General features: G+C 70.4%; 17 protein-coding genes. 13 read left to right on the top strand and 4 right to left on the bottom strand.

Translation table 11 applies throughout. The features are described 5' to 3' along the window. Positions 1-792, top strand: coding sequence for a L,D-transpeptidase (locus OG251_RS41360; protein ID WP_326682417.1), 792 nt, complete (start codon positions 1-3; stop codon positions 790-792). A 391-nt stretch (positions 793-1,183) separates the two neighbouring features. Then, positions 1,184-4,459, top strand: a complete 3,276-nt coding sequence (locus OG251_RS41355) for a S8 family peptidase (protein ID WP_442818479.1) — start codon at positions 1,184-1,186, stop codon at positions 4,457-4,459. 174 nt (positions 4,460-4,633) lie between these two features. On the opposite strand, the gene OG251_RS41350 is transcribed toward OG251_RS41355, so the two are convergent. The 4 genes from OG251_RS41350 to OG251_RS41335 form a co-directional block, all read right to left on the bottom strand. Further along, on the bottom strand, positions 4,634-5,206 hold the full coding sequence (locus tag OG251_RS41350) for a hypothetical protein (protein ID WP_442818478.1): 573 nt from the start codon (positions 5,204-5,206) through the stop codon (positions 4,634-4,636). 86 nt (positions 5,207-5,292) lie between these two features. Then, positions 5,293-6,810, bottom strand: coding sequence for a HAMP domain-containing sensor histidine kinase (locus OG251_RS41345; protein WP_326682414.1), 1,518 nt, complete (start codon positions 6,808-6,810; stop codon positions 5,293-5,295). Positions 6,811-6,812: 2 nt separating this feature from the next. Then, the gene (locus tag OG251_RS41340) at positions 6,813-7,496 is read right to left on the bottom strand and encodes a response regulator transcription factor (protein WP_326682413.1); all 684 of its coding nucleotides are present in this window, start codon (positions 7,494-7,496) and stop codon (positions 6,813-6,815) included. Positions 7,497-7,743: 247 nt separating this feature from the next. Next, positions 7,744-10,485: an AfsR/SARP family transcriptional regulator gene (locus tag OG251_RS41335; RefSeq protein ID WP_326682412.1), complete on the bottom strand. Its 2,742-nt coding sequence runs from the start codon at positions 10,483-10,485 to the stop codon at positions 7,744-7,746. A 131-nt stretch (positions 10,486-10,616) separates the two neighbouring features. On the opposite strand from OG251_RS41335, the gene OG251_RS41330 reads away from it, so the two are divergent. The 11 genes from OG251_RS41330 to OG251_RS41280 all read left to right on the top strand — a co-directional run bounded on the left by OG251_RS41330 (position 10,617) and on the right by OG251_RS41280 (position 25,273). Next, positions 10,617-11,612, top strand: a complete 996-nt coding sequence (locus OG251_RS41330) for a pyridoxal phosphate-dependent aminotransferase (protein WP_326682411.1) — start codon at positions 10,617-10,619, stop codon at positions 11,610-11,612. Continuing rightward, the gene (locus tag OG251_RS41325) at positions 11,609-12,613 is read left to right on the top strand and encodes an SAM-dependent methyltransferase (RefSeq protein ID WP_326682410.1); all 1,005 of its coding nucleotides are present in this window, start codon (positions 11,609-11,611) and stop codon (positions 12,611-12,613) included. Before OG251_RS41330 ends, OG251_RS41325 begins: the two co-directional genes overlap by 4 nt. Then, positions 12,610-13,914, top strand: a complete 1,305-nt coding sequence (locus tag OG251_RS41320) for an ATP-grasp domain-containing protein (RefSeq protein WP_326682409.1) — start codon at positions 12,610-12,612, stop codon at positions 13,912-13,914. Before OG251_RS41325 ends, OG251_RS41320 begins: the two co-directional genes overlap by 4 nt. Then, the gene (locus tag OG251_RS41315) at positions 13,911-15,206 is read left to right on the top strand and encodes an MFS transporter (protein ID WP_326682408.1); all 1,296 of its coding nucleotides are present in this window, start codon (positions 13,911-13,913) and stop codon (positions 15,204-15,206) included. Before OG251_RS41320 ends, OG251_RS41315 begins: the two co-directional genes overlap by 4 nt. Further along, on the top strand, positions 15,203-16,570 hold the full coding sequence (locus OG251_RS41310; RefSeq protein WP_326682407.1) for an amino acid permease: 1,368 nt from the start codon (positions 15,203-15,205) through the stop codon (positions 16,568-16,570). The genes OG251_RS41315 and OG251_RS41310 overlap by 4 nt, the downstream gene beginning before the upstream one ends. Before the next feature lie 10 nt (positions 16,571-16,580). Then, positions 16,581-17,960 carry a hypothetical protein gene (locus tag OG251_RS41305; protein WP_326682406.1) on the top strand — a complete coding sequence of 460 codons (1,380 nt, stop codon included), beginning with the start codon at positions 16,581-16,583 and terminating at the stop codon, positions 17,958-17,960. A gap of 623 nt (positions 17,961-18,583) precedes the next feature. Then, positions 18,584-18,793, top strand: coding sequence for an MbtH family protein (locus OG251_RS41300; protein ID WP_326682788.1), 210 nt, complete (start codon positions 18,584-18,586; stop codon positions 18,791-18,793). 38 nt (positions 18,794-18,831) lie between these two features. Further along, positions 18,832-19,458 (top strand): LmbU family transcriptional regulator, encoded by a 627-nt coding sequence (locus OG251_RS41295; protein ID WP_326682405.1) that lies wholly within the window; start codon positions 18,832-18,834, stop codon positions 19,456-19,458. A 45-nt stretch (positions 19,459-19,503) separates the two neighbouring features. Next, positions 19,504-19,968, top strand: a complete 465-nt coding sequence (locus OG251_RS41290; RefSeq protein WP_326682404.1) for a cobalamin B12-binding domain-containing protein — start codon at positions 19,504-19,506, stop codon at positions 19,966-19,968. Continuing rightward, complete coding sequence (locus OG251_RS41285) at positions 19,965-21,311, top strand: methylaspartate mutase (protein WP_326682403.1); 1,347 nt, start codon at positions 19,965-19,967, stop codon at positions 21,309-21,311. The genes OG251_RS41290 and OG251_RS41285 overlap by 4 nt, the downstream gene beginning before the upstream one ends. Beyond that, on the top strand, positions 21,308-25,273 hold the full coding sequence (locus OG251_RS41280; protein ID WP_326682402.1) for a non-ribosomal peptide synthetase: 3,966 nt from the start codon (positions 21,308-21,310) through the stop codon (positions 25,271-25,273). The genes OG251_RS41285 and OG251_RS41280 overlap by 4 nt, the downstream gene beginning before the upstream one ends. The last annotated feature ends 39 nt before the right edge of the window (positions 25,274-25,312 follow it).

Below are 25,312 nucleotides of genomic sequence, written 5' to 3'. Positions count from 1 at the left end.
ATGAGGTCTGCGGATACCAGCGGACGTACGGGAGGGCCGTCCGCAGGAGGCGACCGGGCGGCAGCGGTACGGGGGAGGGGCGTACGGGCGGGGCTTCGGTGCGGTGCGGTGCGGCGGCGGATCGCGGTGCTGGCCGTGGTGGGCGCGGGACTGACGGCAGCGCTGCCCGGGACGGCGGCGGCCGCGGCCGGGGCGGAGGCGTGCACCGCCGCCACCGGCCCCTATCAGCGGCCCATGGAGGAGTACCTGGAGCGGACCGTCGACGGTGCGCAGTCCCCCGAGGACTGCGCGGCGATCCGTACCTTCCAGCGTTCCCGGTCGATCACCCCCGCCGACGGTTACGCCAACCTCGTCACGTACCGGACGATGACGGCCGTCAAGGCAGGCGCCGACCCCAACGCCGCCGGTGACTGCCCCCAGCGCTCCTACCGCGTCACCTGCGTCGACCTCGACCGTCAGCTCCTGTGGGTCCAGACCGGCAAGAACGTGGTCTTCGACCCCGTACCGATCCGCACCGGGCGCGACGACGAGGAGACCCGGACCGGCTGGCACGCCGTCTACTGGCGCGACCGCGACCACGTCTCCACGATCTACAACAACGCGCCCATGCCTTACTCGCAGTTCTTCGACGGCGGCCAGGCCCTGCACGGGCGCCCCGACGGTCTGTTCGACGGGGGCGGTTCGGCGGGCTGTGTGAACCTGCGGCTCGCGGACGCGGCGGCCCTGTGGGACCTGCTGGACATCGATGACGCGCTGTACATCTGGGGCACCAAGCCGGGCACGGCCGACTGATCCGGTCGGGCCCGGGGGAGGCACGGGGCCGTGGCGTGGGGCATTCCGATGTCCAGGAAGCGGGCGAGGTCCGGCTGTGCGGGGACACGGCCGAGTGCCGTCCGCCCGTGGATCCACACGCCCAAGTGGCCGCGTGTGCCGGGAATCCGGGGCCGAACACCCCTTCCGGGTAAGCCCGATCACTCCGAGCGGCTGTTACACAACGATCATTGAGTGCGTCCGAGCGACCCCGGCATACTTCAGAAATCCGGGGTCGTACACGTATCCGAATGCGCCCCGTGCGGGCTGGGCCTTCGCCCGCCCGATTCACTCCTGAGCAGGGGCAATCTTGCGTAGACAATCAAAGAAGGCGTGTGCCGTCATCGCTGCGGCCGTCGCCCTCACGGCGGGCATGACCGGCCCGGCATCGGCGAAGATCAGCGGTCTGGATACGGAATCCCCGGTTGCGGCCAAGGAGTTGGGGGCAGCGGGCCGGACTCAGCACACCGTCACCCTGATCACCGGGGACCGGGTCCTCGTGGACTCCCGCGGCCGGGCAGGCGGAATCCAGCGGGCGAAGGGGCGGGAGGACATACCCTTCTTCACCCAGACCTACGAGGGCCGTACCTATGTGGTGCCGCGTGACGCCCGCCGGCTGATCGCCGACGGCACGCTGGACCAGCGGCTGTTCGACATCACCGCACTCGCCAAGCCGGAGAGCCGCAAGGCCAACCGGGCCGGACTCAAGGTGATCGTCGGCTACCGGGGATCGGCGGCCGAGTCCGCCCGCGCCGAGGTGCGTTCCTCCGACGGCACCACCGTCCGCCGGACCCTGTCGGCCCTCGACGCCGATGCCGTCACCACAGCCACCACCGACAGCACGGGCGCGCTGTGGGACGCCCTGACCCGTCAGCGGAGCGACGGTTCGGCGGCCACGGCCTCCGGCATCTCGCGGATCTGGCTGGACGGCGTACGCAAGGCGACGCTCGACCGCAGCACCGGTCAGATCGGTGCCCCGGCCGCCTGGGCCCGCTCGTACGACGGCACGGGTGTGAAGATCGCTGTCGTGGACACCGGAATCGACGCCACCCACCCGGATCTGGCGGGCAAGGTGGTGGCGGAGCGGAACTTCAGCGGCTCCGCGGACGCCAAGGACCATGTCGGTCACGGCACGCACGTGGCCTCCACCGCGGCCGGTACGGGCGCGAAGGACCCGCGGTTCAAGGGCGTTGCGCCCGGGGCCCGGTTGATCAACGCCAAGGTGCTGGACGACCGGGGCATCGGCGACGACTCCAGCATCATCGCGGGGGTCGACTGGGCCGTCGCCCAGGGCGCCGACATCATCAGCATGAGCCTGGGCAGCCCCGACACCGTCGGGATCGACCCGATGGAAGCCCAGGTCAACAAGATCTCCGCGGAGAAGGGCATCCTGTTCGCGGTAGCCGCGGGCAACAGTGGCCCGGGACAGGGCACGGTCGCATCGCCGGGCAGCGCCGACGCGGCCCTGACCGTCGGCGCCGTCGACGACAACGACCTGATCGCCGACTTCTCCAGCGTCGGGCCCCGCACCGGGGACGGCGCCGTCAAGCCCGACATCACCGCGCCGGGCGTGGGGATCACGGCGGCCGCGGCGGCGGGCACCGCGGGACAGAACCCTCCCGGATACATCAGCATGGACGGCACGTCGATGGCGACCCCGCACGTCGCGGGCGCAGCGGCGATCCTCAAGCAGAAGAACCCCACCTGGACGGGCGCACAGATCAAGGCGGTCCTGACCGGATCGGCCAAGGGCAGCTCCCAGTCGGTCTTCCAGCAGGGCTCGGGCCGGCTCGCCGTCGACAAGGCGATCGACCAGACGCTCGTCTCCGAACCGGGATCCGTCAGCCTGGGCACCCAGCCGTGGCCGCACACCGACGACACCCCCGTCACCAAGCAGGTGACGTACCGGAACAACGGCACCGCCGACGTGACCCTCGACCTGTCGTTGGCGGAACCCACCGGCGGGGACGGAAAGCCCGCGGCGGCCGGGTTCTTCACCCTCGGAGCGCAGCGGGTCACGGTCCCGGCGGGCGGCACCGCCTCCGTGGACCTGACGGCCGACACCCGCCTCGGCGGTACGGTCGACGGCTCGTACTCGGCCACGGTCGTCGCGTCCGGGGGCGGCCAGACCGTGCGCACCGCGGCAGCCGCGGAGCGCGAGAGCGAGTCGTACGACGTCACCTTCAAGACCATCGGACGGGACGGCGAGCCCAGCACCGGCTGGCAGGCCGACCTGAAGGGCTACCGCGAGTCCGCCGCAGGCCGGCGGTTCTTCCCGGACCTGTCGTCGGGCTCCACCACGGTCCGGCTGCCGCGCGGTACCTACAGCCTCGCCGCCAACATGCTGGTCGACCCCGCGGCCCCGCACAAGGGCGCCGATCTGATCAACAATCCGCAGCTCTCGGTGACCGGTCCCACCACGGTCACCCTCGACGCCCGGACCACCCGGCCGGTGACCTTCAAGGTGCCGGACGCGGCCGCACGCCCCACGCGCGCCGGAATGATGAACACCCTGAGCACACCCGAGACCTACATCATCGAGGGGGCCGATTTCAGCAGCTTCGACAACGTCCGCACCGCGTACCAGGGTCCCAAGATGGACGACGGTTCCCTCGCCCAGCAGTGGTCCGCCAACTGGGCGCGGGGCACCACCGAATACAACGTCCTCACCGGCGGCCCGGTCCAGGAGCTGGCCACCGGCTACAGCAAGACCTACACGGCCAAGGACATGGCCCTGGTGAAGGCGAAGATCGGGTCGTCCGTACCCGGCCTTGACGGTGCCCTCGCGGCGCACGGCCTACTGGACTGGGGTGGCGGCTTCGACGCTCCCTTCGCCGTGCAGTCGGCACCGGGAACGCGGAATGTGTATCTGTCCACGGCCGACGGGGCCGCCTGGAACATCGTCGCGGGTGTACTCGGCGAGAAGGACGCGACGGGTTACCGCGGCTTCGACTCGGCGTACGAGCTCGGCGGGCCGCAGCGGTTCACCGCGGGGAAGACCTACACCGAGGACTACAACATCGGTGTCATGGGACCGCGGATGAACGCGGACGAGGGGATCGTCCGCGACGGCGACGACATCTTCGGCGCGTTCCCGCTGGTCAGTGATGGGGCGGGCCATTCCGGGTTCGCCGAGTACTCCGGTGCGAGCACCACCATCCACCGCAATGGCGAGCTGTACGTGCAGAAGGACGCCGCCATCGACCAGGAGCCCTTCACCCTGCCGTCGGATTCCGCCGCGTACACGGTGTCGACCACGATCCACCGGAACCCGAAGTTCAACCGCACCGGGACCCGGATCGACGCCTCGTGGACCTTCCACTCGGCCCGCACCGAGAGCCCGACCGTGCTCCCGGTCTCCACGGTCCGTTTCCTGCCGCAGCTCGCGCTGGACTCCACCGCTCCGGCGGGCAGCAGGCTGACCGTCCCCGTCAAGGTGCAGGGCGCGGCGGCCGGTGCCAACCTGAAGACCCTTCGGGTCCTGGTGTCGTACGACGGCACGACGTGGCTGCCCACCCCGGTCACGGCGGACAGGATCGAGGTCCGCGCCCCGGCGAAGGACAAGGCGATCTCGCTGAAGGCCGTTGTCACCGACAAGGACGGCAACCGGTCGACCGTCACGATCCACCACGCCTTCTTCGGCAAGTGAGGCATCACGGGGCCGGAACCCTTGGGCGTCGCGCGATCGGGTGAGACCCCGACGGGCAGGGCACGGCCCCGGGTGAGTCGAGGGGGAGCGGTCCGCCGGAACGGAAGTTCCGGCGGACCGCTCCCTTTTCGTGCCGGACCGGTGTCCGGCCGTCCGCACGCCTTCGGTCACGGCTCAGCGCGCCGGCACCTCGACCGGGCGAACGGGGCAGTCGGCCGGGGCGAGGCGCCCGTCCTGCCCGACGAGTCTTACGGACACGGCCCCCTGCGCGTGCGCCGCGTACGCGGCCGTGCAGACGATCTGGTCGCGGGCGGGGGCGGTCAGCCGTTTCACCCGCAGGCGCAGTTCGACCTCGACGGCGGGGCCACCCGTCACGATCCGTTCCGCGGCGGATGCCGCGCCGGGCATCGAGGGAGCATTGCGCAGCCCGGCCCGTCGTTCGGCCTTGTCCGGTCCGGCGAGCAGGGCGGTGACGGCCGCGAGCGGCGAGAGGGACTCGCCCGTCCCCTCACTGGCCGGGAGCGACCCGCCGGAGCCGTCCTGTCCGTGCGGCTCGTCCTGTCCGTGCGGCTCGGAGCCCGCGTTGCCGCTTCGCCACGGCGCCTCGACGGTCCGTGGCACGGGCAGCAGTTCGTTGGCGGGGGAGAAGAAGAACAACAGCACGCGTCCCTCGCGCGGGGGAAGCAGATCGGCGACAGCCGGTCTCCCGGCCTCGATCACGGCCGTCTCCCGGACACCGCAGCCCATCAGCGGGCCCGCGGCGAGCACCAGCAGCGCGGCGAGCCGGACCGCTCGACGCCCATGTGCTCGACGCCCACGCGGCGCCGGCTCCCTCACGCGGTGGCCCCCGTCCGGTCTCCGCTGTCCCTCGGCCCCGCACGGTGTGCGGGCGACGGACCGGCCGGCGCGTCGCTCCCGGACGCGGGCCCGTCGAAGGGGAGTTCCACCGTGAACAGCGCTCCGCCGCCGGGCGGGTTCTCCGCGCGGATCGTGCCGCCGTGCAGCCGTACGTTCTCCTCCGTGATCGCCAGCCCGAGGCCGCTGCCCGACGAGCGGGAACGTGCGGTGTCCGCCTTGTAGAAACGGTCGAAGATATGCGGCAGCGCGTCCGGTGCGATCCCGGGGCCGCTGTCGTGCACCTCGGTGATCAGCGCACCCTTGTGTGCCGACAGCCGCACGGTGACCGGTTCGGCACCGTGGCGCAGGGCGTTGCCGACCAGGTTGGCCACGATGACGTCGAAGCGACGCGGGTCCAGGCGTATCCGGAAGCCGTCGGGCAGCTCCCCGCGGACCCGGCCGAGCCACTGCCTGCCGGACAGGGTGCTGCGCACGGCCTCCGCCGCGTCCACCTCGTCGGCGTTGAGCTCCGCCGCGCGGGCGTCGAAGCGGGAGATCTCCATCAGATCCTCCACCAGTACGGCCAGATTGCCGGTCTCGGCGCTGATCAGGCGCACCGCCCGCGCGGTGTCCGGGGCGAGTGCCGCGGCGTCCTCGTCCAGCACGTCCGTGACGGCGAGCATACCGGCGAGTGGGGTGCGCAACTCGTGCGAGACGTCCGAGGCGAAGCGCCGGGCCCGTGCCCCGGCGTCCCGCAACTCCTGCACCGAGCGTTCGAGGCGGGCCGCCGACTCGTTGAACGTCCTGGCCAGGTCGGCCAACTCGTCCCGGCCATGTACGGGGATACGTGTGTCGAGCTGCCCGCCGCCCATGGAGTGTGCGGCACGCCGCAGTTCACGGACGGGGCGCAGCACGCTGCGCGCCGAGAGCAGCGCGGGCACCAGGGCCACGGCCAGCCCCGGCAGCGCGCCGTCGCGGGCAGCGGTCACCAGGGCGTCGATGTCCACCTCCTCGTTCGTCATGGGCATCACGGCGAAGAGGACCAGGCCGCTCGGCACCGCGCCGCCGCCGGCGACGACCCGGGTCATCACCGGCATGGCGATCGTCAGATACGCGCTCCCGTCCTTGACGACCCGCTCGAAGCTGCCGTGCGGCGAAGTGAGCGCGGTGCGGCGAAGCTCCGCGGTCAGCACACCGGAGACGGACCTGTCACCTGAGGAGACGCGCAACGAGCCGTACTCGGCGAAGACGATCCACGGATGCGGTTTGGCGCGCGCCGCGATGTCGAAGAGGTCCCACCGCAACGACTCCACGTCCAGGGGCAGGCCGGGGGCGAACCGCTCGACCTCCTCGCGGAAGGAGACGACGGCGGTGTCCTGCGCACGCACGAGGACCGCGCTGCGCGCCTCCCGATAGGTCAACGCGGCGGTCGTGACAGCGCTGACAGCGGCCACCAGCAGGAACGCGATCACCAGCCGGGTGCGCAGCCCGAACGCGGCGGTCGCCCCGGGCATCCTCACAGCGGACCGAAGCGGTAGCCGAAGCCCCGCAGGGTCTGGATGTACCGGGGATCCCGGGACGGGTCCTCGATCTTGGCGCGCAGCCGGCGCACACAGGCGTCCACCAGCCGGACGTCACTGTGGTAGCTGTGTTCCCAGACCTCTTCCAGGAGCCGCTGTCTGCTGAAGACCTGTCCCGGCACGGCGGACAGGTGCAGCAACAACTTCAGTTCGGAGGGCGCCAGGGCGATCTGGTCGCCCGACTTGACGACGCTGTGACCGGCGCGGTCGATGTCGAGTTCACCGTGGTGCTCAACGGCGGGCCTCGCGTCGACCGGGCCTTCGACGCGGCGCAGCACGGCGCGTATACGAGCCTCGATGACCTCACTGCGGGCGGGCTTGACGATGTAGTCGTCCGCGCCCGCCTCCAGCCCGACGACGATGTCGGTGTCGTCACCGCGCGCGGTCAGCATGATGATCGGCAACTGGCCGGCCGCACGCACCCGGCGGCACACCTCGACGCCGCTCATGGCGGGCAGCATCAGGTCGAGCAGCAGGAGATCGGGGCGGAACGCACGCAGTGCCTTGAGACCGGCCTCGCCGGTCGCGGCGGCGAGGACTTCGTGCCCGCGCCGGCGCAGCCCGATCTCGACGCCCTCGCGCACGGAGGGGTCGTCTTCGACGAGGAGTACGCGTGGCATGGCGGTGTCTCCGGGATCGTGGCGAATGGGACGGTGTTGCCATGACAGCAGTCTGGGGAACACCGGGCCGTATCGGAAATCGATGATCTGTCCGCAACTGGCGTGATCGGAACGGTCGTCAGGGTCGGGTGCGAGCTCGGGGCGGTGCGTCGGAGGGCCACGAGCGACAGCGGCGGGCGCAGGACGGCGATCACCCCCGAGGGCGAGCTCGGCCGGCCGTCGATACCGCTCACCCGGCACGAGGCCGTCAGTCCTGGACGGCGCCGGTCGTGTGGCCGAACTCGGCAAGGATGTCACGGGCGTTCTTCCGCGCCTCCAGAGCGGTTCCCGGATCGCCCGCCGAGTCCGCCGAGTCGGCCAGGTGAGTGAGCAGGGATGCCTCGTTGAACCGGTCGCCGAACTCGCGGTAGATGCGGAGGGCTTGTTCGTAGCAGGCAATGGCTTCCCGGTGCCGTCCCACCCGGTGGTACACCAGGCCGAGGGTGTCCAAGGTGGCGCTCTCGCCGTTGCGGTCACCGATCTCCCGCTGGAGGGACAGAGCCTGCTCGCAGCATTCGCGGGCCGTGGGATACCGGCCGAGCCGGGTGTTGCACCAGCCCATGTTGTTGAGCGCCCGGGCCTGGCCCAACCGGTTTTCGACCAACCGGTAGTTCGCCAGTGCGGAGGTCGCCTCCGCCAGTGCGGAGGCGAAGTCGTGCTGCCGCTCGAACACCAGGGTCAGGGTGTTGTGACAGTGCGCCTGTCCGAGCGGGTCGCTGAGCTCGTGAAAGAGCAGGACGGCCCGGCGCAGGAGGAGGCCGGCTTCCCCGTAGCGGCCCATCCTGGCGTTGGCGCGCCCCAGTTCACCGAGCGCCGCGCCGATCCCCGGCCGATCGTCCAGCCGCTGCGCGGCGTCCAGCGCGGCGTGCTGGGTGGCCACCCAGTCGGGCCAGTGGCCGCGCTGTTCCAGGTAGGTCGATATCGCCCTGGCCAGCAGACCCACATGGCTGTCGGGGGCCGATTCGACCGCGGCGAGCAGGGTCCGGTGCTCGGAGGCGAACCACGTCGAGGCGCTGTCGCGGTCCGTGAACGCCGCCGGCGGCACGTCCGGCGCGGGCGGGGGAAGGCTGATCGCATCACGCGGGCCCAGGAGCGTGGTGGCGGCGTACGCGGTGTGCAGGTAGTAGTCGACGAGCCGCCGCTGGGCACCCGCCCGGTCGGCGGGTGTGACGTGGTCGTGCGCCAGCGTGGTGGTGTACGCCCGCAGCAGGTCGTGCATGCCGAACCTGTCCGGGCCGACGAAGTGCACCAGGTGTGCGCGGGTGAGCGTGGTCAGCGCCTGGCGGGTGTCGTCCGGACTGCGCCCGGCCAGGGCGGCGGACGCGCTCAGAGAGATATGGGGCCCGAACTGGAGGCCGAGAAGCCGGAAGAGGCGCGCGGCGGCCGCCGGCAGGTGCTCGTAGGACCAGGAGAACACCGCACTGACCGAATTGCCGACCGAGTCCAGCATGCCGAGGCGCCGCCGGCTGTCGGCCAGTTCGGAGACCAGATACGGCAGCGGGGTGGTATGCAGCGTGGCCGCGAGCTCGGCTGCCACCCGCAGCGCGAGGGGCAACCCCACGCATTGGAGCGCCAGTTCCTCACCGACCCCCGTCCTGCTGTCCACGCGGTCACCGATCAGCCTGCGCAGCAGGTCCAGCGAGTCGCTCATCGGCAGCAGGTCGAGGTTGACCCTCCGGGCCCCGTGCCGAGCGATCAGCCCGCCCAGGGTGTCACGGCTGGTCACCACCACCGAGCAGGATCCCGTTCCGGGGAGCAGTGGGCGCACCTGCTCCACCGAGGAAACGTTGTCGAGCACGATGAGGACGTGGCGCCCGTTGAGTTCGGTCCGGTACCGGGCCACCCGATCGGCCTCGTCCAGGGGGATCTCATGGGCGGGCAGGCCCAGCGCGGACAGCAGCCGGGTCAGGGCCTCGCTGCCGGACAGCGGCTGCTGTGGGTCGTAGCCCCGCAGGTCGACGTAGAGCTGGCCGTCCGGGAATCTCGACCTGACGCCGTGCGACCAGTGCAGGGCGAGTGCCGTCTTGCCGACGCCGGCGGTTCCGGAGATCACGGCCACGGGGACCGCCGCGCCCTCCGGCCGGGTCAGGGCCTGCTCGAGTTCGGCCAGTTCACGCTGCCGGCCGACGAAGTCGGGCACGTCACCCGGCAGCGTCGCGGGCACCAGCCTGCGCATCGGGGGCCCCGTGGTGTGCCGGGCGTCGTGCGTCAGCAGCGCCTGGTAGGCGGCGATCAGCTCGGGGCCCGGGTCCATCCCGAGCTCCTCGGCCAGCCTGCGCCGTACCTCGTGGTAGGTGTCGACGGCCGCCGCCCGTCGCCCCGCGGCGTCGTAGCCACGGATCAACCGGGCCAGCGCGGCCTCGTCCAGGGGACGTGCGTGGGCTGCCTGCTCGAAGAGGGCGACCGCTTCGTCGGCGGCCCCGGCGGACAGTAACGTCTCGCCCTTGGCCGCCAGGGCCGCGAACCGTTCCTCGACCAGGGCGCGGGTCGCGGGATGGGCGGCCAGCGCAGGGACGTCGGAGAGCGGGGAGTCGGCCCGCCAGAGCCCCAGTGCCGAGTCGAACAGCGCGAGGGCGTCCGTGTGATCCCCTGCCCGCCGGGCCGCTGCCGCTCGGGTCAGGACACCTCGGAACGCGCGGATGTCGACGGCGCAGGCCTCCGTGGGCAGTACGTAGCCGTCGCCGGCGGAGGGCAGGACAGAACTGGGGGCGCGGGGCGAGCGCTGGGGTTCGAGCAGCTTCCGCAGATGCTTCACATGCGTCTGGATCACGTTGACCGCCGAGTTGGGCGGGTCGTGCGACCACAGGGCGTCGATGAACTCCGCGCGGGACACCGGGCGGCCGCCGGCCAGCCCGAGGAGACCGAGAACGGCCCGCCGTCCCGCCGTCGGTACGTCGTGCCGGACCGCCCCGTGCAGCACTCTGACCGGGCCCAGCAGTTGGATCCGCACGCATGGTTCCCCGTGTGTCGTCAATGCGTCCCTCGCCCCGTGTGAGGGATGACCACTCGTCGTCCAGTTGTCGTCCAGTCGTCATCCAGTACCGATTCATACGGTAGTCGAAAGATCGAATCGGGAGAGCGATGCTGCGTCTGCATGCCAACGAACACCCGCAGGGACCTCCGGCCGGTGTGGCCGAGTCCCTGCATGCGCTGGTCCCGGAGCTGCACCGGTACCCCAGCGGGGAGGGCGCCCTGCAAGCCGCGATCGCGGAACTGCACGATGTCCCGCTCAACCGGGTTCTGGTCGGCGCGGGCAGTGCCGAGATCATCAGCCTGGCCTGGCGCGTGTTCACCGGGCCGGAGCGGGCGGCGTTCTTCCATGAGCCCGAGTTCGAGTTCTATCCGATGCTGAGTGCTCAGTGCGGCACCGCGGCACTGACCCGGGCGTGGCCGCCCGAGGAGCACCTCGCCGAGTACCTCCGGCAGGAGCGGGTCGGTCTGATGGCCCTGTCCAACCCGCACAACCCCACGGGCGCCTGGCAGCCCCGGCAGGCGATCGCCGACCTGGCGGGACGCCTGCCCGACACCACCGTCGTACTGAATGACGAGGCGTACTACGACTATGTGGACGTGCCGGACGCCGGGCCGTCGCTCAAGGCGCTGTCCGAACTGCCCAACATGCTGACCACCAGGACCTTTTCGAAGATCCATGGTCTGGCCGGCCTGCGGGTCGGTTACGGCGTCGGCAACGCCCGGCTGATCGGCCTGCTGCGTGCACTGCAGACGCCCTTCAGTGTCAGCAGCACCGCGTGCTCCGCCGCCCTGGCCGCCCTGGCCGATCAGACGCTGGTCCTGGACCGTCGTACCCGGAACCGGGAGCAACGAGAGGCCATGGCAGCCGCGTTGACGGGGCGCGGATTCGAGGCGGAGCCCAGCCAGGCCAACTTCCTGTACGTCCGGCCGCCGCGTGGCACCTCGGACTGGGGGGCCGATCTGCTCGACCGCGGCGTCCGTGTCTACCCCGTCGGTACCGCACTGCGGGTGACGGTCGGCTCCGCTGCCGAGACCGCCGTTCTCATCGCGGCGGTCGACGACATTCTGACCAGTACGCAGACCAAGAGCATGGAGGAAATATGACCGGTCCAGGCATTGACGACCTTTACAACCACACGCTCTCCGCCTTCGCCATCTCGGCGTCCTGGGAACTGGGCCTGCTGGATCGGCTGGAGAACTCCGATTCGCCGGTGGACCTCCGTGACTTCTCCCGGGAGCAGGACCTGGACGCTCCCTCCGTCGAGGCCATCGCCCGGGGCCTGGCCCTCGCCGACGTCGTTGTGCTCAGCGCGGACCGCACCACGGCCAAGCCGGGCCCGCTGTTCGCCGACACCCTGGCGAAGAAGGGCTTCTTCTACTGGCTCACCCGCGGCTGCGGCGAACTCTTCACCACCATGCCGGAGCTGGTCCGCAACGCCAACCGGCCCGAGGGATTCACGGTCCGCCGTGACTACAAGGCCATCGGTCTGGGGGCCCGCGAGGCGGGTTTCTCCTACGTGGACCCGGTGTTCTACAAGATCATCGCGGACCGCGGCCTGCGCCACGGCGCCGATCTCGGCTGCGGCAGCGGTGAACGGCTGATCAAACTGGCCGGGAGCGACCCGGAGTTCCGCGGGATCGGGGTGGACTTCGCCGCCGGAGCGCTGTCGCTCGCCACCGAGTCGGTTGCCCGGGCCGGCTTCAGCGACCGGATCTCCGTGGTGCACGGCGACGCGACCCGGATGGAACCCCGTCCCGAATTCGACCAGGTCGACTTCGTGTGCACCTTCATGATGGGACACGACCTGTGGCCGCGGGCCGAATGCCTGGCCAGCCTTAAGCTGATCGGTGAGGCGTTCCCCCGGGCCACCGACCTCATCATCTGCGACACCTACCGCTCCGACCTGCCGTCCACCGAACGGCACCCGGTCTTCACCCTCGGCTTCGAGACCGCGCACGCCGTCATGGGACAGATGATCCCCTCGCTGGACGAGTGGACGGACGTGCTGGCCGAGGCCGGCTGGCTCCGGACGGACGTCATCGACTTCGACCTCCCCCCGTACACGGCGCTCATGCACCTGACCCGCGAGGTGACGGGCGAATGAACGCCCCTGCTGCGGCGGGCAGGCACATCCTCGTCCTCAATCGTTTTGATCAGGGCGTGGGCTGCGACTACACCGCGTACATCGACCACACCACCGACCGGGTCGCCTACCTCGTCCCGCCGGCGGGTATCAGCGGCGTCGACGCCGGAACGGCGGAGACCGTGGTCGTCGTCGACGACCTCGCGGACTGGCTGGCGGTCTCGGAACGGGCATGTGACATCGTGCGGCGCTTCGGTCCGGTGGACCATGTCGTCGCCCTCTTCGAACGCGACCTCGAAACCGCGGCGGCCCTGCGCGAGCTGCTCGGGGTTTCGGGCCCCCGGCCGGAGGACATCGCGCGGGTGCGCGACAAGGTGCCGATGAAACAGCTGGTGGCATCGGCGGGCCTGCGGGTACCGCGGTTCGTGGAGGCCCGCGAGCCCGAGCAGGTACGCCGGCTCGCCGCCGAGTGCGGCTTCCCGGTCGTGCTCAAGCCCCGTGACGGCTCCGGAAGCCAGGGCATCTACCTGATCAACTCCCCGGGTTCGCTGGAGGAGACGCTCGCGCTCCCGCTGGAGAACTACGTCTGCGAGGAGTTCGTCAGCGGGACGATGTACCAGGTGGACGGGGTGATCCAGGACGGGACGGTACGGGTCCTGCGTGCCTTCCGCCTGCTCAACACGTGCCTGGACTACGCCCTGGGCGACTCGTTCGGGTCGGTGGCCGCCGACGACCCGGAGCTGGAACGGCGGCTGACGGGATACTCGGAGGTGGTGCTGAGTGCCCTCGGTGTCCGCAGCAGTGTGTTCCACCTCGAAGTGTTCACTGTCGACCCGACCGGGCCGGGGGAGTACGACGGGCTCGTGTTCCTGGAGGTGGCCGCGCGGGCCGGCGGCGCGGAACTTCCGCACATCTGGCGTGACGTGTACGGGCTCGACCTGCTGGAGATCGCCACCCGGCTGGCACTCGACGAGTCCCCGGTACTGGCCTCGCACGGCCCCACGGGTGAGGCCGGCGGCTATCTCCTCATCCCGGAGCCGCCGGTGCGGCCCTGCCGCGTACTGTCGGCCACCTCGCTCCTCGACCGGGTGCCCGAGATGTATGCGGAGATCCTGCCCGAGGCGGGCGCGATCCTGAACGGCACCGGCGGGGCGAAGGAGACCGGTGGCCGCTACCGGTTCCGTGCGAGCAGCGGCGACCGGATCGCGCTCGCGATCGGCCGGGTGCTCGCCGAGTACCGTCTCGACTGGGAGCCGGTGGCGGAAGGGGACCTTCCGGTGATCCGCGCAGCCGGACGTGCGCAGTCGGTGGCGCGTCCGTGAGCAAGGCCCCGGCGGTGCCGCGCTTCAGCCAGGTCTTCGTCATCCGCGAGTTCCGCATGCTGTGGCTGGCACAGCTGATCTCGGTGGGCGGCAACCAGCTCGCCCGGGTGGCGCTGGCTGTGCTCGTGTTCGACAGGAGCGCATCGGCGGGGCTGGCAGCACTGACCTACGCCCTGACCCTGCTGCCGGAACTGGTCGGCGGTCCGATGCTCTCCTGGCTGGCGGACCGCTACCCACGACGCGGACTGATGGTGGTGTGCGACCTGGTCCGCACGGGCTTGGTCGCGGTCATGGCCGTGCCCGGCACGCCCCTGTGGCTGTTGTGCGCACTGGTTGTCGCCGTGCAGTTGGTCCAGTCGCCGCACATGGCGGCACGAGCGGCGCTGCTCCCGACGATCGCGCTCGGTGAGCGCTATCTGGCCGCGTCGGCGGTCGTCAACCTGACCGCTCAGCTCGGCCAGCTCGCCGGGTTCGCGGCGGGGGGCGCGGTGGTCGCTGCGCTGGGCCCCTCGCAAGCGCTCCTGGTCAACGCCGGTACGTTCACGCTCTCGGCGGTGCTCACCCGGTTCGGCCTCGCGCGGCGCCCGAGGCCGAGGCCGAGCGGCCCCGCGCCGGCCGGTGCCCGGTGGAGTGTGATCACCGGTGGTGCCGGCCTGGTCCGGGCCGACCGCCGATTGCGCCTGCTGATGGCGTTCGGCGCCGTGTCGGGTTTCTACGCCTGCAAGGAAGGCCTGGCCACCCCCTACGCGGAGACCCTGGGGGAGGGACCGGCCGGGGCGGGGTTCCTCCTCGCGGCAAGTCCGGCAGGCGCGGTGGTCGGCATGCTCGTCATCACCCGATGGGTGAAGCCGGATCGCGCTCTCAAGCTGCTCGGGCCGCTGGCCGTGGCCTCGTGCGCGGTGCTGATGCTCACCCCGGTGTCCTCGGGCATCGCCGTGACCTGCGTGCTGTGGGCGGCGTCCGGGCTGTTCTCGGCGTTCCAGCTCCCCGCGAACGCCGAGTACAGCCTCTCGGTCCCCGACTCCGAACGCGGCAAGGCGTTCGGCCTGGCCTCCGCCTCCGTCCGGGTGGCCCAGGGAGCGGGCATCTCGCTGGCCGGTCTCGCCACCGCCGTCGCCCCGGTGCCCCACGTCATCGCGGCGTTCGGTGCCGTCGGCGCGGCGGCCTCCGGACTTCTGGCGATCCGCTGGTCCAGGATGCCGCCCCGCGTCGCCGACTCCACGGGCGAACCCGTACGGGCACCGAACCGCCTGACTTCACGTCCCCCCGACTTATCCAAGGACCTCGAATGACCACTGCCGCACCCACGAACACCGAGCCACCGAAGGAACAACTGCGCAGCACCCTGCGTTCGCACCACCTCACCATGCTCGCGATGGGCGGAGTGATCGGGTCCGGCCTGTTCGTCGGCTCCGGGGCCGGCATCGGTGTGGCGGGACCGGGGATCGTGCTGTCCTACGTGGCCGCCGGTGCGCTCACCCTGCTGGTGATGCGCATGATGGCCGAGATGGCCGCGGCGTACCCCTCCAGCGGTTCCTTCTCCGTGCACGCGGAGCGCGCCTTCGGCGCGTGGGCCGGGTTCACCATCGGCTGGATGTACTGGCTGACCCTGGTCGTGGTGCTCGCACTCGAATCGACCGCCGCCGCCGTCATCGTCCACAGCTGGCTGCCGGCCGTCCCCCAGTGGCTGCTGGTGCTGCTCTTCATGGCGGTCTTCACCGCGATCAACCTCACGGAGGTCGCGAACTTCGGTGAGTTCGAGTTCTGGTTCGCCCTGATCAAGGTCGCGGCGATCGTGGGTTTCCTCCTGATCGGCGTGCTGGCGATCATCGGCGTGCTCCCCGGCGGGGACTCCGGTGCGCTCGACGGCGACCTGCTGCCCCACGGCTGGGCCGGAGTGGCGGCGGGCCTCACCATCGCCGTCCCGGCCTTCGGCGGCCTGGAGATCGTCACCATCGCAGCCGCGGAGTCCGACGACCCCGCCCGCGCCACCGGCCGCGCCGTCCGCAGCGCCGTCTGGCGCATCGCGATCTTCTACATCGGCTCGATGGTGGTCATCGTCAGCCTGCTGCCCTGGTCCGACGAGTTCCTCGACGTGGGCCCGTTCGCCGCCGTCCTCGACCACATCGGCGTGCCCGCCGCGGCAAAGATCATTGAGCTCATCGTCCTGATCGCCCTGCTGTCCGCGCTCAACGCCAACACCTACGCCGCCGCACGGATGGTCTTCTCCCTGGCCCGCCGGGGCCAGGCGCCCGCCCTGCTGGCCCGGCTCAGCCGGACCGGAGTCCCCTGGCCGGCCGTGCTCGCCTCCGCCGCGTTCGGATTCGTCGGGGTCGTCCTCAATCTGCTGTGGCCGCGCACGATCTTCCTCCACCTGCTCAACGCGATCGGGGCCGTGCTCCTGCTGGTGTGGATCCTGGTCGCCTGCTCCCAGCTCCGCCTCCGCCCGCGCCTGCCGGCGGCCTCGCCGGTGCGGATGTGGGGACACCCGTACCTGAGCTGGGCCGCCCTCACCGCCATGGTCGCGCTGCTCGGGCTCATGGCCGTGAGGCCCGACACCCGGGTCCAGCTGATCAGCTCGGCCGTGCTCGCCGCGATCGTCCTCACCGTCGGACTGATCCGCGGTCGCCGCAGGATCACGGCGACCGAAAAGTAGAGAGAGAGCCATGGACCGCATCTCGCTGACCCGCGAATACCTTGCCGAGCTGGCCGAGGAAGGGGGCGCCGGTCACTCCTGGCCGGGAGGCCGGGCCGGTTCGGAACTGCTCGACGGGATGTACGAAGGGAGGTATCTGTCCCGGCCGCTGTTCCTCGGCCACGCCGACCGTGTGCGGATACACAGCGACCTGGAGAACCTGCGCACCGCCCTGGCGGCCCTTCCCGATCTGCTCTTCGGCGGCGATTTCGAGGCGTTCGCCCGTGCGGTCGGACTGACCGACGTCCAGATCTCCGCCGTGATGCGTGGCCGCGGGGTGGCGGTGAGCCGTCAGACCCGGGCCGACCTGTATGTCGACGACACGGGCTTCAAACTGCTGGAGCTCAACATCGGCAGTGCCGTTGCCGGCATGGACAACGCCGACATGTGCCGGGAGCTGCTCACACACCCGCCCCTCGCGTCCTTCGCCGAGCGCCACAGGCTCGGCTTCGTGGACTCGCTGCGGGAGCAGGTCAACAACATCATCGTGGAGAGCGGATTCCGGCACGGCGACCGTCCCGTGGTCGCCCTGGCCGACTGGCCGGACGGCTACGAGCGGATGCTCCCGTACATGGAGGCGCTCTGTGAGCGTTGGCGCGGGCTCGGGCTCGATGCCCACCCCTGCCACGTCGGACAGTTGGAGGCGAGGGACGGCCGGGTCCGGCTCGGGGACAAGCCCGTGGACATCGTGTTCCGGGTGTTCCTGATCGGCGATCTGCTGGAGTCCGCGGAGGCCCTGCGCCTGGTGGACCCGATCCTCGACGCGGCCGAGCGCGGCGAGGTCCGGATATTCACGCCGCTGGACTCGGCCGTGTATGCCAGCAAGGGGGCGCTCGCCCTGCTCTCCGACGAGAGCAACCGGGGACTGTTCGGCAAGGACGTGCTCGCCAGCCTCGATCGCATCCTGCCGTGGACGCGCATGGTCCGCCCGGGACCGGTCACCCTGGAGAGCGGCGAGCGCGTCGATCTCGTCGAGTACGCGCTGGCCCACCGTCAGGAACTGGTCCTCAAGCCCACCTCGCTGGCCGGCGGCAGCGGAGTGCTGCCCGGCTGGACGGAGGGCCTGACGGCGCAGCAGTGGAGTGAGCGGATGCTCGCCGCGCTGGACGGCCCGTACGTCATCCAGCGACGGGTCCGCCCGACGGCCGAACTCTTCCCCGACGACAAGGGCGAACTCCATCCCTGGACACCTCTGTGGGGGGTCTTCACCGTGGTGAACGGCCACGGCGGTGCCTTTATCCGCGCCACCCCCGCCGCCTCCGGAGACCTCGTCGTCAACCTCGCCACCGGGGCGTACGGAGGCGCCGTGCTCCACGAACTGCCGCCGCACGGGCAGGCCATCGCAGTCTGAGGAACTCCGGCAGGCACGAACTCGCCCTCGACGAGAGCCCCTTGCCGCCCCTGGAACGGGTGCGCATCCGCACCCGGGCCCTTCCGGGTGAGGGGCGTACGGCTGACCATCGGCGACCGCGGGGACAACGACGCCGTCCTCGATGCCCCGCGCGACTCCTCCCCGTCCTCGACCACGCAGCGGCAGAACAGGGACGGCTATTCGGAGGACAGCCCTTAGGGGCTGGGAACGAGAAAGAAATGCCGGCGCCTGGCGAACGAGTGGGAGCGTTGAAGTATTCGGTTCAACGCGCCGGGACGGCCGCCCAGTTCCCTGGCGCTGTCCCGGCGCGCGTCGGCCCCGGTGACCTCATCAAGATCAAAATGGACCAAGACGCACGGAATCGATATCAACCGGCGCATGACGGCAAGTGAGGATTGCAGAGGGTGACCAAATCCCCTCAACGCCTCCCAGCGGCACGTGGATCGCGACTCCAAAGAGCGTTGCCGCTGAGCCAATCCGCTACTAAGATCCCTACGGGCGCCGCCGGTCAACCATTGGCAATCGATCGGAAAGGAACCCGGCGTTCTCCAATCGGCATGGCGCTGAAGTCGAAACAGCGCCACGAAATCGAGGGGTACCGTATGGCCAATCCGTTCGAGGACGCCGACTCCACCTACATGGTCCTCGTGAATTCGGAGGGGCAGCACTCGCTCTGGCCCGCTGCCATCGACGTGCCGGCCGGCTGGGAGATCGTGCTTCCCGAGTCGGGCAGGGACGCATGTCTCTCCTATGTGGATGAGCAATGGACCGACATGCGCCCGAAGAGCCTCATTGAGGCCACGACTCGCTGACCACGAGAACAAAGGATCCTCCTGAGAAGAATCCTCCGATGCAGGAACGATACGGCGAACAAGATCCTCACCTCCGCCCCCCGGACATCGAGGGCATCACCGACCGGATCATCCGGACGGACGGCGTAACGGCGGACCGGCTCGGCCTCCGGCTCTGCGACGACCTGCCCTTCGACGCATGGCACTCGGTGGGACACCGGATCATCGACGTCAGCGAATCGTCGGCGTGGTGGATCGGGGACTGGATCATCTTCGGTCAGCAGTGCTACCGCACCCGCTACCGTGACGCAATCGCGGGCACACAGCTCGACTATCAGACCCTGCGCAACTATGCCTGGGTGGCTCGGAAGTTCGACATTGCGCGACGCCGTGCGGAGCTGACGTTCCAGCACCACATGGAAGTGGCCGCACTTCCGCCTGTGGAGCAGGACCACTGGCTGGACTTCGCCATCAAGTTCGGGTGGTCACGAAATGAACTCAGGAAGCAGATAAAGGCGGCCGGTGAATCACCGGAAGGTACGGAATCACAGCCGGATCCCGAGGCGTATCAGCTGCGCCTCGTCCTGAGTCAGGACCGAATTCGTCGCTGGCGGGCAGCGGCCCGACGGCAGAACTTAGACCTGGCCGACTGGATCGCGAATGCCGTCGACAAAGCGGCATCCTAGACGCATGATCCGTCGCCGCTTCCGCTACATGAGAGGCCAGCGCAGGTGCGCTCAGAGCTCGACGCCAAGGCAGTCGTGTGTTCCATTTCGTCGGATGCACACACCTGGAATCTCGTCTACTTGCAATTGCTTCTCGAAGACTTGGGATTCGACGTACGAAACCTGGGAGCATGCACCGAAGTCGCCGACCTCATGAAGCTCTGCCGCACCGAGCCGCCGGCACTCGTCGTGGTCAGTACGGTCAACGGCCACGGTCACATCGAGGGTCCCGCGTACGCGGGGGCGGTCCGCTCGTTGCCCGGCTGCCGTGACACCAAAGTGGTGATCGGCGGAAAGCTGGGAATCGACGGGGCGGGCGACCAGCACACCGCCGCGCTCCTAGCCGCCGGGTTCGACGCGGTCTTCAGCCCCGGAGAAGCCGAGCTGGCACGCTTCCGGGAGGATGTCGCGCCGCTCGCCCGCACCGGGGCCCGCCATGCCCGGATACCGACCCCGACCGAGGTCACGTGAACAGCCCACACCTCGCGGTCAGTGTCTTCTCGCGGTATGTACGGGACTCGGCGCGGGCCACCGGTGTTCCGGTCGTCCAGCCCCGCATGGGCTTCTCCGATCCCGAGGCGATGCGCCAGGGCCTGACCGCGGTGAAGGCGGTGGGGTTCCCTGCCTGCGGCACCCTGACACTGGACAGCTACACGAGGGTCGGCGACCACGAGGCCGCACGCGCGGCATGCTCGGACGGCGTACCGCTGAACGGCTATCCGATCGTGGCGCACGGGGCACAGAACACCCGGGCGGTACTGGCGGGTCTCGTCGGAGACGACTTCCCGGTCCAGGTCCGGCACGGCTCCGCGGCCCCCTTCGACCTCTTCGAGGTGATGCTCGACGCGGGTGTGCGGGCGAGCGAGGGCGGTCCGGTCTCGTACTGCCTGCCGTACGGAAGGGTCCCCCTGGCGACGGCCGTCGCCGAATGGCAGCGTGCCTGTGAACTCCTCGCGTCGGCCGGTGGCGTACATATGGAGACGTTCGGCGGATGCATGCTCGGGCAGCTGTGCCCGCCGAGCCTCCTCGTCGCGCTCTCGCTGCTGGAGGCGATGTTCTTCCAGCAGCACGGACTGCGCAGCCTGTCGCTCAGCTACGCCCAGCAGACATCCTTGGAACAGGACGTCGAGGCGGTCCTCGCCCTGCGCAGTCTCGCCGCGCAGTTCCTCCCCGGAGTCGACTGGCACGTCGTCATCTACACCTACATGGGGGTGTACCCGCACGATCCCGCGAAGGCGGGGCACCTTCTGCGGGGCAGCGCCGAACTCGCGGTGCTGACCGGCACCGAGCGGCTCATCGTGAAGACCCCGGCCGAGCACTCCAGGATCCCGACCGTCGACGAGAACGTGAGCTCGTTACGTACCGCGGCGAACCACGCACGGCAGGTGCGCGCGAACCTCACCGCGACCGCCGGACAGAGCCCCGCCTCCGCTCTCCGCTCCGAGGCCCTGGCCCTCATCGAGTCCGTGCTGTCGCTGGACGACTCCCTGGGCACGGCACTGCTGCGGGCCTTTCGCACCGGACTGCTCGACGTGCCCTACTGCATCCACCCGGACAACCGGAATCGCTCGCGCAGCTTTCTCGACCCGGCCGGCCGGCTGCAATGGCGCAGCACCGGGAACATGGCGGTCCGCCCGCATCCCGGTGCGTCCGCGGACACCGTCGCGGGCCGGCGCGCCGAGCAGTTCGAGCGACAGCTGTCCCACTGGAACCGTGCCGAGACCTTCTACAGCCCTACCTCCGCGCCGACACTCATCGACGGTCTGCCGACCTGCCCGAGCCAGGCTCGGAGCCGAACGGGAAAGTCCTCATGATCCCCCTGTCTTTCGCACAGCAACGCCTGTGGTTCATCGACCAGGCCGAAGGGCCGACGGCCGCCTACAACATTCCGCTGGCGATACACCTCCGGGGAAGCATCGTTCCGGAGGCGCTGCGGGCAGCGCTCACCGATGTGGTGAAGCGCCACGAGAGCCTGCGGACCGTGTTCGTGGACATTGACGGTGTGCCGCACCAGCAGATCCTGGACGCCGAAGCGGCCCACGTTCCGTTCCGTGTCGTGGAGTCGGGCGAGGAAGCGGCCCGTGACCTGCTCGTCGGGGAGGCTGCCGCCCCGTTCGATCTGTCCGCCGGAATCCCCCTGCGCGCTCTGCTGTGCCGGGTGGGGCCGAGGGAATCCGTGCTGTCACTGGTCATCCATCACATCGCGAGCGACGGCTGGTCGACCGGCCCGCTGGTGCGCGACCTCGGGACCGCCTATGCCGCGCGCTGCACGGGGGCCGCACCCGAGTGGACCGAACTACCCGTCCAGTACGCGGACTACGCGATCTGGCAGCGTGATGTGCTGGGCACGGAGGGCGACCCGGAGAGCGACCTGGCCCGGCAGTCGGCCTATTGGTCGAAGCGGCTCGCCGGGACACCCCAAGAGGCGACGCCGGTCACCGACCGGCCGCGCCCGGCAGTGGGCAGCGGGCGCGGTGCCGCGGTACCGGTCCGCATCGACGCGGATCTGCACCGCCCCATGGCGGGACTGGCGCGGGAGACCCGGGCGACCCCGTTCATGGTGCTGCACGCGGCACTGGCCGTGCTGCTGCGCGAGTTCGGTACGGGCGACGACGTTCCCATCGGCACGGTCACTTCGGGCCGGACCGACGACGCGCTGCACGATCTGATCGGGTTCTTCGTCAACACACTGGTGCTGCGCACCGATGTGTCGGCCGACCCCACATTCCGTGAACTCCTCGCACGAGTGCGGGAGACGGACCTGGAGGCGTACGCACACGCGGACCTGCCGTTCGAGCGCCTCGTCGAGCTCCTGAAACCGGCCCGGTCATTGGCACTGCACCCGCTGTTCCAGGTGATGCTGTCCGTTCACCAGGATGCCGACCTGGAATTCGCCGTGGGTCCGCTCGCCGGACGGCTCGTGCCGGTGGACGTACCCGTGGCCAAGTTCGACCTCGCGCTCTCGCTGATGGAGCGATCGGACGGGGCGGGCGCCGCGCGTGGCATCGACGGTGAACTCCGTTACTCCACCGATCTGTTCGACCGCGCGACGGCGGAGCGGATGGCTGCCGCGCTCCTGCGGATTCTGGACGGGGCAACCGCCGCCCCGGACATCCCCGTCGGGCGGATCCCGGTCCTCGGCCCCGAGGACCGGGAGCGGGTTCTGGACTGGGGGCGCGGCCCGGCAGGCCCTGAGCCGGACCCCGGAGGCTTCCTCGGCCTGTTCGAGGCGCAGGCGCGACGCACGCCCACCGCCATGGCGGTGGTCCACGGCCGGACCCGGCTCAGCTACGCGGAACTGGACGCGCGGGCCAACAGTCTGGCCCGGCTCCTCCGCCGAGAGGGCGTGGACAACGGCCAGTTCGTGGCGCTCGCGCTCCCTCGGGGTACGGACGCCGTGACGGCGATGATCGGCGTGCTCAAGGCCGGAGCCGCATATGTGCCCATAGACCCGGAGTATCCGGCGGACCGCATCGCCTTCATGCTGGACGACGCGCGGCCCGCGCTGCTGCTCACTTCGCACGCGGTCACCGGGCTGCCCGCCGTCCGGATGCCCGTGCTGCGGCTGGACGACGAGGCGACCCTGAGCCGGCTGGCCCAGCTGCCGGCCACACCTCCCGAGGGAGCCGTGCAGGATCCTCGGCATCCCGCCTACGTGATCTACACATCAGGTTCGACCGGCCGCCCGAAGGGCGTGGTGATCCCGCGCAGCGCGCTCGCCGACTACGTGAGCTGGTGCGCGAACGCGTACCCGGGGATGTCCGGTGTGGCGGTCGTCCCGTCGCCCCTGTCGTTCGACCTGACCGTCACCGGCCTGTGCACGCCGCTGACGGTCGGCGGCTGCGTCTGCCTGGCCTCGGTCACCGAGCCGACCGATGACGAACTCGCCGGTGTCGCCTCCTTTCCCGCCACCTTCCTCAAAGCGACCCCCAGCCATGTCGCGATCCTCGACGAGGCGGAGGCCGGATTCTCACCCTCGGGAGAACTTCTTCTCGGCGGTGAGTCACTCAGCGCCGAGATGCTGGAGAACTGGCGCGTCCGTCATCCCAAAGCCACTGTTTTCAATGTCTACGGGCAGACCGAGACGACGGTGAACTGCACCGAATACCACATCCGACCGGGCCAGGAAACACCCTCCGGGGTCCTGCCGGTGGGCCGGCCCCAGGCGCGGCAGGGCGTGTACGTCCTCAATTCCGCGCTCCGGCCCGCACCGCCCGGCGTCGTCGGGGAAATCCATGTGACCGGGGCCGGTCTCGCACACGGATATCTCAACCGGCCCGGACTGACGGCCGAGCGTTTTGTCGCCGATCCATTCGGCCCGCCCGGCGGGCGGATGTATCGCACCGGGGATCTCGGCCGCTGGAACAAGGACGGCGACCTCGAATTCGTGGGGCGCGCCGATCAGCAGGTGAAGATTCACGGCTTCCGTGTCGAACTCGGCGAGATCGAGGCCGTGGTCGCGGGCCACCCGGAGGTCGGCCGGGCCGCCGTCGTCATGCACGACGTGCGGGGCGACCGGCGCCTGGTGGCGTACGCCGTGCCCGCCGAGCCGGGAGACGCGCCCGACGTGTCCGGCATCCTTGCGCACCTGCGGGGCCAGCTGCCCGCCTACATGGTGCCCTCGGCCGTGGTGGTCGTGCCCGAGCTGCCGCTCACACCGAACGGGAAGCTGGACCGGGCGGCGCTGCCGCAGCCCGACCCCACGCCGTCCGCGCAGCATGTCGCACCGCGCACCCCTGGCGAGGCCGAGCTGTGTGCCCTGTTCGCCGGCGTTCTCGGCACCGGCACGGTCGGCGTCGACCAGGACTTCTTCGCGCTCGGTGGGCATTCGCTGCTCGGCATCCAGCTGATGCGCAGGATCGACGAGCGGTTCGGGGTGACGCTGCGGATCCGTGACCTGTTCGAGGCGCCGACGGTCGCCGGGCTCGCCCGCCGGGTCGCCGACGGATCGCGGCACGACACGTTCGACGTGCTGCTGCCGCTTAGGGCCTCGGGCAGCAGGCTGCCGCTCTTCTGCTTCCATCCCGGCGGCGGAGTCGGCTGGTGCTACAGCGGCCTGCTCGGCCGGATCGACCCGCGGATCCCGCTGTACGGGCTCCAGGCGCGCGGGCTGGCCGACACCGCCGCGCGGCCCGGCTCGGTGGAGGCGATGGCGCGCGACTACGCCGCCACGCTGCGCGGCGTCCAAGCCCGCGGGCCCTACCGCCTCCTGGGCTGGTCCTTCGGCGGGCTCGTCGCCCACGCCGTCGCCACCCTGCTTCAGGAGGCGGGTGAGGAGGTCGAACTCCTCGCCATGCTGGACACGTTCCCCTCCTCGCGGATCACCGGCGAGAGCGAGCCGGAGGGCCCTGACCCGGCATCGGGCCCTGACCCGGCGTCGGCGGACGCCCTTGGGCAACTGCTGACGGGCCTGCGGCAGGCCCGGGCGAAGAGCGCGACCTCCGCTGCCGTGCAGCGTCAGGTCGATGCGCTGGGCGCCGCCATCGGTGGTCTGGACGGGATCACCGAGGACGAACTGCCGCGTGTGATCGAGACGATCCAGCACCACCAGGAGTTGCGCGAGGAGCATGTGCCGCGTCGGTTCCGTGGCGATCTGCTCTACTTCACCGCGAACCGGGGGCGGCCCGCGGACGCGCCCACCGCCCGGTGCTGGGAGCCGTTCGTCACCGGCCGCGTCAGCGACGTACCGCTGGACTGCCGCCACGGCGAAATGATGAGTCCCACCGTCCTGGACGGCATCGCGCCGGCCATCCTCAAGTCGCTCAGCGAGCGTTGAGCCCGAGGGCTGTCCCGCCGGGATGGCGGGACAGCCCTC

The sequence above is a fragment of the Streptomyces sp. NBC_01237 genome, from assembly GCF_035917275.1.
Taxonomy (GTDB): Bacteria; Actinomycetota; Actinomycetes; order Streptomycetales; family Streptomycetaceae; genus Streptomyces.
The sequence above is the reverse complement of the archived record's forward strand: the minus strand, read 5'-3'. Positions and strand labels throughout refer to the sequence as shown.